The organism is Acinetobacter radioresistens DSM 6976 = NBRC 102413 = CIP 103788 (assembly GCF_006757745.1).
Lineage (GTDB): Bacteria > Pseudomonadota > Gammaproteobacteria > Pseudomonadales > Moraxellaceae > Acinetobacter > Acinetobacter radioresistens.
Genome location: NZ_AP019740.1, coordinates 974,756 through 990,108, shown reverse-complemented (window position 1 = coordinate 990,108; position 15,353 = coordinate 974,756). Strand labels below are relative to the sequence as shown.

General features: G+C 40.7%; 13 protein-coding genes and 1 pseudogene. 5 read left to right on the top strand and 9 right to left on the bottom strand.

Features of this window, described 5'->3' with window-relative positions; genetic code table 11:
- The first annotated feature begins 280 nt into the window (after positions 1-280).
- Complete coding sequence (locus ACRAD_RS04520) at positions 281-982, top strand: SIMPL domain-containing protein (protein ID WP_005025299.1); 702 nt, start codon at positions 281-283, stop codon at positions 980-982.
- Positions 983-1,351: 369 nt separating this feature from the next.
- On the opposite strand, the gene ACRAD_RS04515 is transcribed toward ACRAD_RS04520, so the two are convergent.
- Both ACRAD_RS04515 and ACRAD_RS04510 read right to left on the bottom strand, forming a co-directional pair.
- On the bottom strand, positions 1,352-2,464 hold the full coding sequence (locus tag ACRAD_RS04515; RefSeq protein WP_005404239.1) for a fatty acid desaturase family protein: 1,113 nt from the start codon (positions 2,462-2,464) through the stop codon (positions 1,352-1,354).
- 19 nt (positions 2,465-2,483) lie between these two features.
- Positions 2,484-3,539 (bottom strand): flavin reductase family protein, encoded by a 1,056-nt coding sequence (locus tag ACRAD_RS04510; RefSeq protein ID WP_005025296.1) that lies wholly within the window; start codon positions 3,537-3,539, stop codon positions 2,484-2,486.
- A gap of 137 nt (positions 3,540-3,676) precedes the next feature.
- Between ACRAD_RS04510 and fabR the strand changes: the two genes are divergently transcribed.
- Both fabR and ACRAD_RS04500 read left to right on the top strand, forming a co-directional pair.
- A complete protein-coding gene (gene fabR / locus ACRAD_RS04505; RefSeq protein ID WP_005025294.1) occupies positions 3,677-4,372 on the top strand; it encodes an HTH-type transcriptional repressor FabR in 696 nt (231 codons plus the stop codon).
- A 175-nt stretch (positions 4,373-4,547) separates the two neighbouring features.
- On the top strand, positions 4,548-4,937 hold the full coding sequence (locus ACRAD_RS04500; RefSeq protein WP_005025291.1) for a hypothetical protein: 390 nt from the start codon (positions 4,548-4,550) through the stop codon (positions 4,935-4,937).
- A 60-nt stretch (positions 4,938-4,997) separates the two neighbouring features.
- Here ACRAD_RS04500 and rapA read toward each other — a convergent pair whose 3' ends face one another.
- The 3 genes and pseudogenes from rapA to ACRAD_RS04485 all read right to left on the bottom strand — a co-directional run.
- A complete protein-coding gene (rapA, locus tag ACRAD_RS04495; protein WP_010700104.1) occupies positions 4,998-7,835 on the bottom strand; it encodes an RNA polymerase-associated protein RapA in 2,838 nt (945 codons plus the stop codon).
- Between the two features lie 141 nt (positions 7,836-7,976).
- Positions 7,977-8,621 (bottom strand): RluA family pseudouridine synthase, encoded by a 645-nt coding sequence (locus tag ACRAD_RS04490; protein ID WP_005025287.1) that lies wholly within the window; start codon positions 8,619-8,621, stop codon positions 7,977-7,979.
- A gap of 174 nt (positions 8,622-8,795) precedes the next feature.
- A pseudogene (locus tag ACRAD_RS04485) lies at positions 8,796-9,284 on the bottom strand (isochorismatase); the annotation flags it as partial.
- 186 nt (positions 9,285-9,470) lie between these two features.
- On the opposite strand from ACRAD_RS04485, the gene ACRAD_RS04480 reads away from it, so the two are divergent.
- Positions 9,471-10,253, top strand: a complete 783-nt coding sequence (locus ACRAD_RS04480; protein ID WP_005025283.1) for a hypothetical protein — start codon at positions 9,471-9,473, stop codon at positions 10,251-10,253.
- A gap of 106 nt (positions 10,254-10,359) precedes the next feature.
- Here ACRAD_RS04480 and hemL read toward each other — a convergent pair whose 3' ends face one another.
- The 3 genes from hemL to ACRAD_RS04465 all read right to left on the bottom strand — a co-directional run bounded on the left by hemL (position 10,360) and on the right by ACRAD_RS04465 (position 12,788).
- Complete coding sequence (hemL, locus tag ACRAD_RS04475) at positions 10,360-11,661, bottom strand: glutamate-1-semialdehyde 2,1-aminomutase (protein WP_005025281.1); 1,302 nt, start codon at positions 11,659-11,661, stop codon at positions 10,360-10,362.
- A 44-nt stretch (positions 11,662-11,705) separates the two neighbouring features.
- On the bottom strand, positions 11,706-12,335 hold the full coding sequence (thiE, locus tag ACRAD_RS04470; RefSeq protein WP_005025279.1) for a thiamine phosphate synthase: 630 nt from the start codon (positions 12,333-12,335) through the stop codon (positions 11,706-11,708).
- Between the two features lie 72 nt (positions 12,336-12,407).
- Positions 12,408-12,788: a DUF962 domain-containing protein gene (locus tag ACRAD_RS04465; protein ID WP_005025277.1), complete on the bottom strand. Its 381-nt coding sequence runs from the start codon at positions 12,786-12,788 to the stop codon at positions 12,408-12,410.
- Between the two features lie 317 nt (positions 12,789-13,105).
- On the opposite strand from ACRAD_RS04465, the gene ACRAD_RS04460 reads away from it, so the two are divergent.
- Positions 13,106-14,587: a CYTH and CHAD domain-containing protein gene (locus tag ACRAD_RS04460; RefSeq protein WP_005025275.1), complete on the top strand. Its 1,482-nt coding sequence runs from the start codon at positions 13,106-13,108 to the stop codon at positions 14,585-14,587.
- A gap of 67 nt (positions 14,588-14,654) precedes the next feature.
- Here ACRAD_RS04460 and ACRAD_RS04455 read toward each other — a convergent pair whose 3' ends face one another.
- Positions 14,655-15,287: a hypothetical protein gene (locus ACRAD_RS04455; protein ID WP_005025273.1), complete on the bottom strand. Its 633-nt coding sequence runs from the start codon at positions 15,285-15,287 to the stop codon at positions 14,655-14,657.
- Positions 15,288-15,353: the final 66 nt, after the last annotated feature.

Sequence of the window (15,353 nt, the reverse complement as noted above, 5' to 3'; positions counted from 1 at the left end):
AAAAAACGTAGAGGTTAAGCACTAAATAAAATTATCTATTGAGTATGTGACACGCTCAAGAATTTACCAAATCAACTATACATAATGGTCAACTCATGATTACAAGCTATTACTTTTATAAAATACTGATAATAAAAAATTTATCCTTAAATATTTTTTATAAAATGCTGACTTGGCTATTACAAAGCCACTACGATTTCTTCAAAAATTCAACATTTGTTATCATTAATATATTTATATAAAGCAATAAAACTTTCTAAAACGAACAAAAGGCTCTCTCATGCGTTATCTTGCTCTTGCCACCTTAGTTACCACTGCTGCTCTTAGTACTCATATTTTTGCTCAGGAAAATGAGAAACTGAATTATAACCTGGTCAATATTCAGGCCGAAGCGAGCCGTCAAATTTCAAATGATGAAATGCATGCTGTACTTTTCATAGAAAAAAGTAGTAAACAGCCTGCCGAGCTTTCCACACAGATTAATCAGTTAATGAACTGGGCCATGAATATTGCGCGTAAATATCCGCAGGTTAAGGTAGAAACAGGTTCACAAACAACCTATCCGGTATATGACAATGATAGTCGTAAACTCAAAGAGTGGCGTGGTCGTGCAGAAATTCAGCTGGAAGGTACAGATTTTCGTATGACCAGCCAACTCATTAGTGAACTGCAGCAACAATTCCAGACAGAATCAATTAATTTTACGGTATCCGATGCGCAGCGCAAAAAAGTTGAAAATGAGCTGATGGTAGAAGCTTCCAAAAACTTTCAGCAGCGTGCACAGCTGCTCTCGCAAGCATGGAATAAAGGCTCATATAATCTGGTTAGTTTAAACCTGAATACCAATAATTATTTCCCCCAGCCTTTAATGCGCAGCAGTATGGTAAAATTTGCTACAGCTGAGGCTGCTCCTGTACAGGATGTTGCCGCTGGTGAATCTAAAGTTACAGTTAATGCTAACGGTACCATTCAGTTCAGATAATCTATTTTTTGCTAACACTGCCTGAAAGTTAATTTCTTTCAGGCATTTTTTTATACACTAACACCGGTTTTTTCTTTCTAGATATTAAATTTTAAAAATTCTTTTTACATAGAGACCAAGAAAACTAAGGCTTATATAAATATCTGAAAATTCCTATATTAACTTTAAAAAATATAAATAAATTAGAAAGTTATTAAAGGTTAATTCTTCATACTTCTCAATCCTGAGTATATTCATCAGTATTTTCTATTTACAGAAAATAAAATTTGAGTTTTAGAGAATAAGAAAGGCTATCTTTAGATAGCCTTTGTGATAGTTAAGCAGACGCTTAAATTGGTTTTACAATATCTTGGTCTAACTGTTTTAACTTTATTTCTTAAAGGGAAAAGCATATTTAACAATACGCCCTACCACTTGACCAAACTGTTTGGCTAAACTGGCATTATTATAATTCAGACCAAACTTGTTACAGACTGCTTCAACCTTAGGCGCCATTTGACGGTAACGGCGTGCAGGTACGTCTGGAAACAAATGGTGTTCAATCTGATGGCTTAAATGGCCTGTTAAAATATGAAATGCTTCTGAGCCTTTAAGATTTGATGAGCCACGAATTTGACGCATATACCAATGGCCACGGCTCTCATCTTTCAGAACAGTTTTTGGAAAAACTTCCACATCCTTGGTAAAGTGTCCGCAAAAAATTACACTGAAGGTCCAGATGTTGCGCACACCATTCGCTACCAGATTACCTGTAAATACAGGTAATGCTGCTGGTCCGGCAATTAGCGGGAAAAATACATAATCTCGGAACAACTGTTTAGTAATTTTTTTCTGTAACGGTTTCCACTCTTCTTTAAACTCTTCTTTTGATTTGCGCTTCATCCAGACTTTACCAATCTCAAGATTCTGGATAGCGACACCCCACTGAAACAACAGGCAGAATGGAATACTATATAGGGGCTGTAATAAAAAGCCTGGTTTCCAGCGTTGTTCTGGAAATAAACGTAACAAGCCATATCCGATATCATCATCCATACCCTTAATATTGGTATAGGTGTGATGTTTATAGTTATGTGTCTGACGCCAGTTTTCAGAAGTCCCTACAATATCCCATTCATATTTCGGACCATTGAATTTCGGATCATTCATCCAGTCGTACTGACCGTGCATAACATTATGGCCAAGTTCCATATTTTCCAGAATTTTGGAAAGGCTTAACAAGCCAGTGCCCAGTACCCAAGCAGGTGGAAACCAGCCAGCAAACAATAGTGCACGTCCAGCTGCACCGGTATAGCGGATAGTTGAATAAATACGACGAATATATTTGGCATCTTTCTCGCCAATATCATCTAATACTTCCTGCTTGATGGCATCCAGCTCTTTGGCGAGCTGATTCATTTCATCTGCAGTTAACTCTCTATTTTTAGGATTTTTAAAAAACTGGTTTTTTATAGGTTTTGCTGTAGAAAAATTTACTGACATATTCATAATGCAAACTCACTCAAAGATCAATAACAAGGTCAGTCTGTGCGGAACTCACACAAAGTTTCAGCAGGTTTCCAGGCTCGGTACTTTCAGCACCATTCACAAGATTTCTAGTTGAACCTTGCACTTTGTTACATGCACATTTATTACAAATACCCATACGGCATCCATGTTTTGGTTTAAGGTTCATTTGTTCCAAACCTGCCAAAATAGACTGACCTTTTGGGATGGCGACTGTTTTCTCGCTTTGTAGCAAAGTAATATTTACGAAACCTGTATCAGAAGAATCAGCCTGACTTAAACTGAATGCCTCACCTTTGAATAGCACTGCCTGACTGAATAGCTCTTCAGCCAGAGAGACAAAACCTGATGGACCACATGCGTATACCGCGCTCTGTTCAGGCTGGCTTACCAAAGATAAATGTTCAGTATTTAAACGCTGATCTGTCTGCTGAGTATAAAAAATCTGGAAGCTGAAATTTTCATTTGTCTCAGCAACTTTTTTAAAGTTTGCTTCAAAAGCTGCATCTTCATAATCTTTAACCCAATACAGCAACTGAACTTTAGCTAGAGCATCAGGCTGCTTTGCCCACGTTTCAATCATGCTTAACATTGGTGTAATACCACTACCGGCTGCCAGCAGCACCAAATTTGAAGCTTCGGGTAATATCATATCGCCATAGGGTTGGCCGAATTCGACCAGATCGCCTACTTGAGCATGTTTAGCCAGCCAGTTACTCACTACGCCCTGTTCAACCTGTTTTGCAGTTAATAAGACATGCTGCTCATCTATACGATGCAGGCTATAACTACGTTCATAACGTCGCCCATCTATTTCTATAAATACGGGATGATGCTGACCCGCCTGCCCCATACGAAAATGTCGGTTACACTTTATTTTCAGACTGAATATGCCATTTGCCGCTTTTTCTTTATGCACAATCTGTCCTAATGACTGGTTAACTGACCATAAAGGATTTAGTTTCTTTAGCCAGAAATTTGCTGCATCCGTATCGAATACGGAACTAGTTAAAAAGGATAAAGGCGAATGTTGCTTTTTTAGAGCTTGCATAGTACATCTGAACTCTGTGGTTTTTAATTATTATACACATGTATATACATTTGTATATAAGTTTATCTGCTGTATTCGTTTCACAACGTTACGCTCTACCGCTATAATAGAATCACTCTTTCAATGTATTGAAATATATGAGCGCATCTTCAATTTCGGCCGAACTAGAGCTAGATACTCATGCAGAAACTGTTCTGCATGAAAAAATGCCTGTACGTACGGTCGGGAGAAAAGCAACCATTACCAAGGAAGAACTGTTTCAGGCGGCTTTAAATCTGATTGGTCCACAAAAAAGTATTTCTTCTTTAAGTCTGCGCGAAGTTGCGCGTGAAGCAGGAATTGCACCTAACAGTTTTTATCGGCATTTCAAGGATATTGATGAACTGGCAATTGCCCTGATTGAACGTTCGGGTATTGTATTACGTCAGATTCTACACCAGGCACGTCTTAAGGCTCTGAAACAGAGCAGTATTATTCGAAGTTCAGTGAACGTATTTATAGAGCAGTTAGATGCAGATGAAGGTAACCTCAGCCTGCTATTACGCGAAGGTTATACCGGTTCACAATCTTATAAGGCAGCAGTTGACCGACAGCTCAACTTTTTCCAGCAAGAACTCCAGGAAGATCTGGTGCGACTGGAACGCTTAAATCATAGCAATATGGCACATCCAGATATAGCAGCAAAAGCTATAACACAGCTGGTGTTTAATATGGGTGCACAGGTTATTAATTTGCCATCAAGTGACCGGCAGGAAATTGCCGAGCAAACTATGATCATGATCAGAATGATTCTTGAAGGTGCCCGTCATCTGGATGAATCAAAAATTCGATAATCTTTTTATAGAGCAGTGAAAATAGCGGCTAAATAGGCCGCTTTCTTCTTTCCGAAAATTCAGTTTAAGTCTGGTTATTTAAAATATTTACTGCATTTATTTACGCTTTCCTTGTAGTTGTTTGCGGTAAAAACAGCTATAAAAAATCCATCTGGTGAGTTTTAAAGGAGCTGAAATGCGCCTGATCAATACTTTCCCTAAACTTCGGCAGCAGTATATACAACTGGATTTATCTCAGCCTCAATCCTGTATTTTAGAAACTATCCATCAAAACTGTGAGAAATTTGACGCAGATATTATTGTTGCTTCTGAACAGGAGGCAGATTATGCCCTGTCCTATGCCTATATTAATCCTTTTATAGCTATAGCCATCAAACGGCCAGCATTAGAAGCAGTTAATTTAGCAACCCTTCCAGCCCGATCACATGTCTGGGTGTATGTAGATGCAGCTCATCCTGCCTATGCAGGTCTAAAGAACCGTTATCGCATGCTAAATAGTGAATATGAATTTGACCATGAAATAGAGCAGCTGGGGCGTTGCCTGTTTCAGTTACCTCAGACATAAATACAAAATACTTATACAAAGAAAGAGCCTCTACCAAGGAAGCTCTTTCTTTAAATATTTTTAAGGTTTAACTACAACCAGCACCTGAATTGCTTCTGGCGTAACCGATAGGCCATCAAGCAAGTTCAAGCCTTCTCTCTGCAGTTTTTGCAATCGTTCAATCTCATCCTGCCGGATACTAGGGTTAAACTGTTTCAGATAACTCAGACGGTCAATTTCATACTGCCATTTGCTACCATAAATTTCTTTTGCCTGCTGCTTAAGCTCAGGCAATGCAACTCTGGCAATATCCAGCGCCTGTTTATAACGTGCATCAATGACTTCACGGCGTGCCTTGACCACCTGACGGCAACTATTACCATCCAGATGATGTAGATAAGGTTTCAAAATCGAAGGATCAATCTTTTCAGATAAATCCTGGCCATTTTCACTCAGTAATACACGTACTAACTGTTTTGGCAGGCTTGACTGTAAATTTAATGCCTTTGGCGCTACTACATCGACCTTAAACCATATTTCAAGCAATACTGAGCCCTGCTTTAATGCATTCGACTTAAGTACTGCAACATTGGTACTCCCGAAAGACTGTGTACGGATCACTTCCATTACACTTTCAGTAAATGGATGCTCAAGTGTCAGATATTGAGCATCTTCACGGATCTGGGCCTGATCGCGATAGAAGGTTGCAGTCATGCCTTCTTCATCTAGAGTCAGACCTTGAACCTGCATCTGGTCAGTTGGTTTAATGATTACTGTACCATTACTTTGCTCATCAAAATCAATATTGGTTGAAGCCATAAAACGCTTCATAAACATTGGCAAAGTGGTATTGTCATCATAATCTTCAAGTGCCTGAACAATTTCCTGTGCAACAATTGGCCGACAAGAGTTATATTCCAGCAAGCGGTCACGACCAGCCTGCAGTTCACTCTCCAGTGCCTGACGTTGTACATTCACTTCTTCCAGTAAATCCTCAAAGGTTTGCCCCTGATCAGACAGTAAACAATCCTTCAGCTCAACAATAAAGTTTTCCTGCAGAGTCTGTGCAGCTGGTGAAATATTACTAAAAATATTCAATGCTTCATTGTACCAGCGGAACATACGCTCTTGAGCTGTACCCACCAGATAAGGTACATGAATCTGGATACGGTTCTGCTGACCTATCCGGTCCAAACGACCAATTCGCTGTTCCAGAACATCGGGATTCGCAGGCAAATCGAATAAAATCAGGTCAGATGCAAACTGGAAGTTCCGCCCTTCAGAACCAATCTCTGAACAGAGCAGAATCTGCGCACCATAGCTTTCTTCAGCAAAATATGCAGCAGCCTGGTCACGTTCCAGCAGGCTCATGCCTTCATGGAACATGGCTGTACGAATACCTGCATGTAGACGTAACGCATTTTCCAACGCTTCAACTACAGGTCCGCTGCGAGCAATGAGCAACACCTTATTATGTTTCAAATCTTTGCGCAGCATTTCCATTAACCATGCAACGCGCGGATCACTTTCCATCCATGCGCCATCGATTTGACCTTCTTCCGGCCACATCTGTTCGCGAAGTTTACCGTCCATTGACCAGGTTTCAGGTGCTGGCAATGGTGCCGGACGGCAGTCACGACCAGGAAAGCCCTGGATGGCCTCCCGCGTATTACGGAACAGAATACGGCCAGTGCCATGCCGGTCAAGTAACTCGTGAATGGCCCGGAAACGCTGTTCAGGCTGGTCTTCAATCTGGTGGCCCAACAGGTCTTGAACAGCATTTAAATGCTGTTCAGAAAGCGGCTCATCAGACATTAAGACTTCAGCAATCTGGGCTGTATGCTGGTACTGCGCTTCTTCATCCAGAAAACGTTCAAGTGAGCTGAAACGTTGAGGATCAAGCAGACGTAGGCGAGCAAAATGGCTCTCTACCCCTAACTGCTCAGGTGTTGCGGTTAATAGCAGCACGCCCGGGGTCTTTTCAGCCAGTTCCTCAATCAGGTCGTAACGGTCATTCCCGCCTTCTTCCTCGCTCCACATCAGGTGATGTGCCTCATCGACAACCAGTAAGTCGAAGCCGGCTTCTACCGCCTGTTCACGCAGGTCATCATGGTCAATCATCAGATCAATACTGGCAATGATGCATTGTTCGGTCAGAAACGGATTTAACTCAGGATCATGTTCCTTGATCGCGGCAGTACGGGTTAAGTCAAATAGCGAAAATTGCAGATTGAAACGGCGACGCATTTCAATCATCCACTGATATTGCAGTGAATCCGGTACTAGAATTAAAATACGTTCAGAACGACCAGTTTTAAGCTGCTGGTGAATAATCAGGCCAGCCTCAATTGTTTTACCCAATCCGACTTCATCGGCCAGTAAAACACGTGGTGCAAAGCGTTGTCCTACTTCATGGGCAATATAGAGTTGGTGAGGAATAAGCCCGACTCGGGGCCCAATCAGCCCTCGTAACGGACTGGTCTGCATTTGTGCCTGCATGATGAGTGCTTCAATACGCAGGTCATACCACTCTTTATAGTCAATCTGACTAGCCAGCAGTCGGTCTAAAGGCTTGGAAAGCTGAATCTGGGCACCTACACGGGTTTCATTCAGCGCTTTGCGTTCCTGTTCACCATTTTCCAAGGTACGGACAACATTATAACGAACTACCCCGTGGCGGTCTTCAAGCGACTCGACCAGCCATTTATGGCCTTCCTGATCCTGAATTTCATCATTAATATTGAAAATGATACGGGACAATGGTGCATTATTTCGCGCATAAACACGAGTTTCATCGCTTTTTGGGAATAAAATGCTGATCGATCGCTCATCAACATCAATAAGAACACCTAAACCGAGTTCTGTCTCTGTATCTGATAACCAACGTTGACCAATAGCGAACTGCTGCAATTTTTCCACCTTTATTTCAAGTTAGCACTACATTTTAAAACTCAAACCCGATAGTTTTTGAGTATGTTTATGTAGTCTTTAAGCAATGTATTTTGGCATAAAGCTCGCCCGAAGGAGAACTCTAATAAATCTCGAAAATATGTATTTTATTTAAAATGGGACCGGGCAATAGAAATTTAAAGCCTCACCGGTCTGCGGATGCGCAAATCCCAGCTGCTCGGCATGCAGGCATAAACGGGGCATCAACTGTTGCTGCTCCAGATCTGCATATAAGGTATCGCCAACAATAGCATGGCCAAGATACTGCATGTGTACACGAAGCTGATGCGAACGACCGGTAACTGGAACCAGTTTGACACGCGTCACCTGCTGACCGTTTATTTCGAATTGCTCAATTGCCTGCCAATGTGTCAATGCTGGCTTATTATGATGAGCATCTGCAATATGCAAAGGCGGATGAGCTGGATCATAAACGACAGGAACATCTATAGTTCCTTCACCTTGCAGATGCCCTGCTACCAGCGCCTGATAGGTTTTCGTTGTCTGGCGTTCCTGAAATTGTCTGGCAATTGAATTTTGTCCACGCCGGGATAAACCGAAAACCAGAATACCCGAGGTATCCCGATCCAGACGATGAATTAAAAGTGTTTTAGGTTCAATTGCGACCAGACGTGTCAGAACGCTGTCAGACAATGCTTCACCTTTACCGGGAACACTGAGTATGCCTGATGGTTTATGAATTACCATAAAGTCTTCATCACGATGAATCAGGTGTTCGGCTAGAAAATTACCCAATGCTTTATTCCGATCGCGAATTTAAAAACAAGCCGGCAATAATAGAAATCTTGGAGAATAATTACAATGCGCATTTAGGCAATTGGTGATGAAATTTCCGATTATGTTAAGAAAACTGCTCAATCAGGGCCAAAATTTTTGCTAACTGCAAAATATAATCGAGCAATTCACTTAGGAAACTATATAACTTGATGGAGCACTCAAATCCCAAAGCCGGGTTAAACTATAACTGTTCATATGGTGCAAACCTTCTTTCGAGATATTTTCTATCCATTGAATATGCTGTTCCTGATTAGCCAGCAAGATGGCATCATCCACAATACAGAGTTGATCCGTCACGCTTTGCAGATGCGGCAGAATCTGTTTGAGCATCGGTGTTACCTGTCCTGTGAAGACTAATTGGGGATGAGTGGAAGTATATTCACCAAGCTGCTGCATACCTTGTATCAGGTCATCGCCATACAGGTCGACCACAGGAATATTTAAAGTTACAGCCTTGTTATTGATTTGAACAAGATTACTCATAAGATCAGTTTTCTGAACCATAGCCTGCATTTTTAAATTATGTAATCCAACCAGTACCAAAACCGAGCCTGATGATGAAATTTGCCATTTGGCTTGAGATGGGGCAAGCTGGATTTTCTTGGGCATCGCGTACAGCATTAAGGACTCTTTAGAAGGATTAAGCACCCATTATAATAACTGATGGGCCGGATTAGAATTTGGAAGTTTTATATATCAGTTATTTAATAAATGTGAGGATTTTTTACGCTAGTATTATTCAGTTAGAGATCATTATTTTTATGATATAAATCTCTCAAGCAAACAGATTAATTTAAAAATATTATTATGGTCACGCTTTATATTGAAAATAAAAAGGATCCTCTTATAAATGATGAGGCGCAGGAATTAATATGCTTTGCTACTGTTCATGAAGTTAAATCCTGGCAAGCTCTCCTTGATCTATATTTCCAGCTTAAAAGACAAAATTCTGTCAAAAAAGTACTTTTTCTTTTAGAAGATATTGGACAATGTGAATACACTTCCATGCATGCGTCCATGGAAGATAGACTATATTTCGATACCACTGAACTTGTTAAAGATGATCTAGACAGTAGTTGGGATAATGTCAAATCCTTTGAGTTTCAATATCATATCCAGCAACTTTTAAAACCTGAACATCTAATAGAGATTAACAGGTTGTATAATAAGTTCAATTATAGTGAGCAGGATTTATCTCTTCTAATTAAAATCAACAAATATCCTGAACAGATTCTAGATGAAATTATTCAAGTAAAATTGGTGGATACTACCAATGAAACTTATAAATTTGCAGCACAACTTAATGGCTACTTTGCTGGTAATTTAAATCCTTTTGAGACCTTTAGCCTGATTCAGCACTTAGATCAAAATTTTGGCTTAGAGTATATAGGTCTAGGCGCAAGTTTATTATTTTTTATTAAAACCACAAGGTTTAATGAAAGCAAAATAGATGAACTTCTGAACGAACTAAAGAAAATTTATCAGTCTAGTCAAATAGGCTATATACAATTAAAACAGCATTTACTTGCTCATCAATATCTTATTTTACCCTACGTAGAGTCGCTAGAAATTTTTGATTTTCACGAATAGATTAAATAAAAAATCTATTATTTCTGCTTTACTGAGAACACACATGAGCAAATAGGTTGAAAAAACCCGACCAGGATCGGGTTGTTCCTGCATGACTTCAAAACTGTTAAGCTTTCATTTCTTCAAATGTTTCTTTTGCTGCCTGAATAGTAAAAGTTATATCTTCATCACTATGGGCTGCCGAGATAAATCCAGCTTCAAAAGCAGAAGGTGCAAGATTAACACCACGTTTTAACATACCGTGGAAAAACTTTTTAAAAGCTTCTACATCACAGGCCAGCATTGAATCAAAACTGGTGATATCTTCCTGATCAGTAAAGTACAGACCAAACATACCGCCGGCCTGCTGGGTTTTAAAAGGTATACCAATCTCATCTGCGGCTTGCTGTAAACCTGTTAACAGTTTCTCGAGTTTAACTGTAAGATTTTCATAAAAACCCGGTTGGCGTAAATTTTTAAACATTTCAATACCAGCACGCATGGCAAGCGGATTACCAGATAATGTACCAGCCTGATATACCCCACCCAAAGGCGCGATGCATTGCATAATTTCGCGCTTTCCGCCGAAAGCACCTACGGGTAACCCGGCCCCAATAATTTTACCCAGTGTAGTCAGGTCAGGCTTAACATCGTAAAAAGCCTGTGCACCACCTAGAGCAACCCGGAAACCTGTCATTACTTCATCAATGATAAAGACGGACTTGTATTCATCACAGACATCACGGATTGCTTGCAGGAAACCATCAATAGGCTTAACCAGATTCATATTCCCTGCAACCGGTTCTACAATGACACCAGCAATTTCATGGCCAAATTTTGCAAAACACTCTTTTAAAGCAGCAATATTGTTGTAAGGCAGAGTTAAGGTATGTTTGGCAAAATCTGCTGGTACACCTTTAGAGGTTGGCTCACCTTCCCCTTTGGTTAACAAACCTGAACCTGCTTTTACCAGTAATGAATCCGAATGGCCATGATAACAGCCTTCAAATTTAACAATCTTGTCTCGACCGGTATAACCACGAGCTAAACGGATCGCGGTCATGGTAGCTTCTGTACCTGAGTTGGTCATACGCACCATTTCAATAGATGGCATGATCTCACAGATAATATCTGCCAGTGTAGTTTCATGAACAGTAGGTGCACCAAAACTCAAACCATCCTGAGCGGCGTTTTGTACTGCCTGAATAATATCTGGATGTGCATGACCCAGGATCATTGGACCCCATGAGCCTACATAGTCAACATAACGCTTATCATCTTCGTCCCAAAGATAAGCACCTGCAGCTTTTTTAATAAAGACCGGCGTTCCCCCTACACCATTAAATGCACGCACCGGAGAGTTTACGCCACCCGGAATATGTTTACTGGCTTGCTTGAATAACTGCTCTTGCTTTGGAGATAAGCTCATGGAAGGTCTCAACTAATAATCACAATAAAATTAAAATATTCAGCTTATATAGCAGGCTGGGTCTCTGCAAATAAAATAGCCCAAGCCTGTACGCGGCCTGGAATTTCTTCGGCCGGCAATGCCAATATATCACTAATGACTGCACAAAGGTCTGCTCCAGCTTGAATCACAGGCTGAGCATTTTCAACCGTTAACCCCCCAATGGCACAAATAGGCAGACTAAACTTCTGGCGTGCCAGCTTTAAAGTTTCCAGCCCGATATTACCTGCTTCAGGTTTGCTGCAAGTCGCATAAATTGCACCAAATGCAATATAGGTTGCCCCATCTGCAATTGCCTGTTCAGCCAGTTCAATTGAGTTAGCGCAGGTCCGGCCAATGATCATATTTTCTGGTAACTGAGTTTTCGCCTCTATAATTTCACCATCGGTTTGCCCCAAGTGCACGCCTAGACCAAACTGTGCGGCCAGTCTAATATCATCATTAATCACCAAAGGAACCTTATAAAAATCGCATAGGGCTTTAATCCGTTCCACTTCATGCAATTGGTCAGCTTTTTCTACTTTTTTACGACGGTACTGCAATATTTCAATTTGATGAGTGGCTAGCGCAGCCTCCAATTTTTCCAGTAAGAGCTCAATTGGATCATCATTGGTAATGAGATATAGACCGCGCATAAAACCTCACTTTTAAATTTAAATAAAAATATCAATAAAGTATAACAAATTTCAGGCTTTTATCAGCTCTGCTTATGAGTCAATTTTATCGTAGCGGCGATCTTTTAGACTTAAATTACCACGCACGACATCGGCAAACATACGCCAGTCTGAAATAAAGCTGTATAAGGGCTGTTTGAAGCTGGCAGGTTTGTTTTTCTCAAACATAAAATGCCCTACCCAAGCACAAGCATAACCAGCCAGCAAAGCAAGTGGAAGATAACGTTTTTTAGATTTAACCAAACTTACACCGAGCAGTAATAAACCTGTACTGCTCCCAGCTACATGTAGACGTCGGCTCATAATATTACGGTGCTCTGTCAGATAGAACCTGTAAAATTCGTGATAATTACGTATTGGCAGCTGATATTTGATTTCTGTGCTCAGTTCATGGGTTGAATGTGTAGTTGTCATGGAATCATCCTGATACCGGTTATTTATTTTCTTTCACGTTACTGCATTTCTTGAGCAAAATAAAGCTGAGCATTTTGAATTGTAATCTTTATAGATTCAAGATAGCAAAAAGATACAATACGCTTATATATGAATAAAAATAAATTAATATAATCAAATAATTAATAATATTATTTTAAATCCGGAAATTTGGTGGTTTATTTTTTTTATGTCATAGTGAAAATTCATGTTTATAGCTGTTCAGCTGGTAGAGCTGATCTGATTAAAATTTTATATCACTATTTTTTTAGCGTGATTGAGAACTCGGAGACTGTTCAATGCTGGAAATCGAATTAAAATTTCAAATTCCTGAGGCTCAACAAAAATCACTCAAGCAGGCTTTGCAGCCAGATACTGCACAGTCTATTCACCTGCAAGCCAAATACTTTGATACACCAGAACGATTACTCTCTAAAAATGGGATGGCGCTGCGGCTACGCAAGGAAGGTGAAGACTGGGTTCAAACTTTTAAGGCAGCTGGCAAAAATCATCTGCATCGTATTGAAGCAGAAGTTGATCTTGGTATATGTAGTGAAGAGCCTGAACTTCCTGATCTGAATTTTTTTGCAGAACATCCTGAAGCTCAAACTCTTCTGGAAAATACACTGGGGAACCAGGTAACCGAGCTAGAATTACAGTTTGAAACTGATGTGCAGCGAATCTACCGGATTTTTAACTTTAATAATGCAGAAATTGAAGTATGTCTCGACCAGGGAGAAGTCCGTACCCAAAATGATATCGATGTTATTCACGAAGTTGAATTCGAACTTAAACAGGGCCCTGCTGAAAGCCTGATTCATTTTGCACAAGGCTGGGTCAAGAAATATCAACTCTGGCTCGATGTTAGAAGTAAAGCTGAACGGGGCACGCTACTGGCGCTCGGCCAAAAAGCCTCCAAAGCAGTACATGCCAAGTCTATTGAATTATCGAAAGAAGACAGTACTGATACTGTTTTAAGAAAAATCGTGGCCAATTGTCTCGATCAAATTTTACCGAACCTGGCAGCAGTTGCTGCAGAGGTTGCTGATGCCGAACATACTCATCAGGCGCGTGTAGGTATCCGCAGATTGCGTAGTGCCCTCAAGATTTTTAGTAACTGGTCTGATGCTGTAGACCCTGTCTGGGAAGAAAATCTGAGTAAGCTCTTCAGCCAGCTTGGTTCAGCACGTGACCGCGATGTAGTAGAAGCAGACATTCTGCCTCAGATTGTCCAGGAAGGTTTAATTACTATTGAATTACCGTCAGCATCTGATGATTCAGAACATCCTGCTGGATCAGTTGTACGTTCAGTCATGGTAATGAACACATTGCTCGACCTGATGGCTTTTGCATATACAGGCAGCTCTGCCAATGAAAACCAGCATAAGTCCACTAAAGTAAAGAAAAAAATTAAAAAACGTTTGGAGAAAATGCATCAGCAGATCGTGCATGATGCATCGCAATTTATGCAGCTCGAAGCTGAAGAACGGCATCGTACCCGCAAACGTGCTAAACGCTTACGTTATGGTATTGAATTTGTGAGCAGCTTATATTCTGAAAAAGAGGTCCAGCACTATCTAAAGCAGCTACGTCCGGTGCAGGAGGCTCTCGGGCATTATAATGATCTAATTATTGCAGAAGAGGTTTTCCGTGACGCAGCTGCACAACAACCTACTGCCTGGTATGCCGCTGGCTGGGTTAAGGCCAGACAAGAATCTGCTTTACGTGAGGCAGCTCAAGCTCTAGAAAAATTCTGCACTGCTCAAACCTTCTGGTCATAGTCTTGAGATAAATTTTTTATATCATAGTGATTTTAAATGCTGCTCAGGATTGGGCAGCATGTATTAACTAGCGATATTTTCCGTAGATTTTCCACACCCCGTTATCAGCCAGTGGATCACTATAGCTGTCACTGCGCTGTTTGCGTGGCTTGTCACGGGCATCTACCAGTTTAAAGTCAGGTTCTACACTCAGCACAATGCCATTTACATAAAACCGGGTACGGGTATATTCACTCTGGCCGTGCTGAAATACATAGGTACGCAGGTCAATAAACTCACGATGTGCTACCAGTGCAGCGGTATCATCACTTTCCAGCCACTCTTTCATAGCGAATACCTGTTCAGGTTCGAACTGGCCACATTTCTCTAGCAGACTGGCAACACCGCGAAACGTTTTAGACTCTTTGGCGCGGGTTTTATTAATACGGATCCGGTCTACATGAAAGAAAAAAAGCGGTAAATTTAAATGACTGGGCAGATGAATTGCATCTAAAATTTCATCTTCCATAAAAGGCTGGAACATTTCTTGAGCACGCTCAATTAAGCCTTGCCACTGCTGATAATATTCTGCCACTTCAGATTTTGAACCATAGTAAATAGGCAAACCTTCCACATGTTCCAGGTGATTAGGTGGCCATATATGCTGGCGTAATAAGGCTATGTCACTTTTCAGACTTTGTACAGCAATGGCATCTTGCATGAGTTTACCTCATTCTAGGCTTAGGCTATTTTTAGATTAAGACAAAGGTTCAGTTTCTGCAAGGCT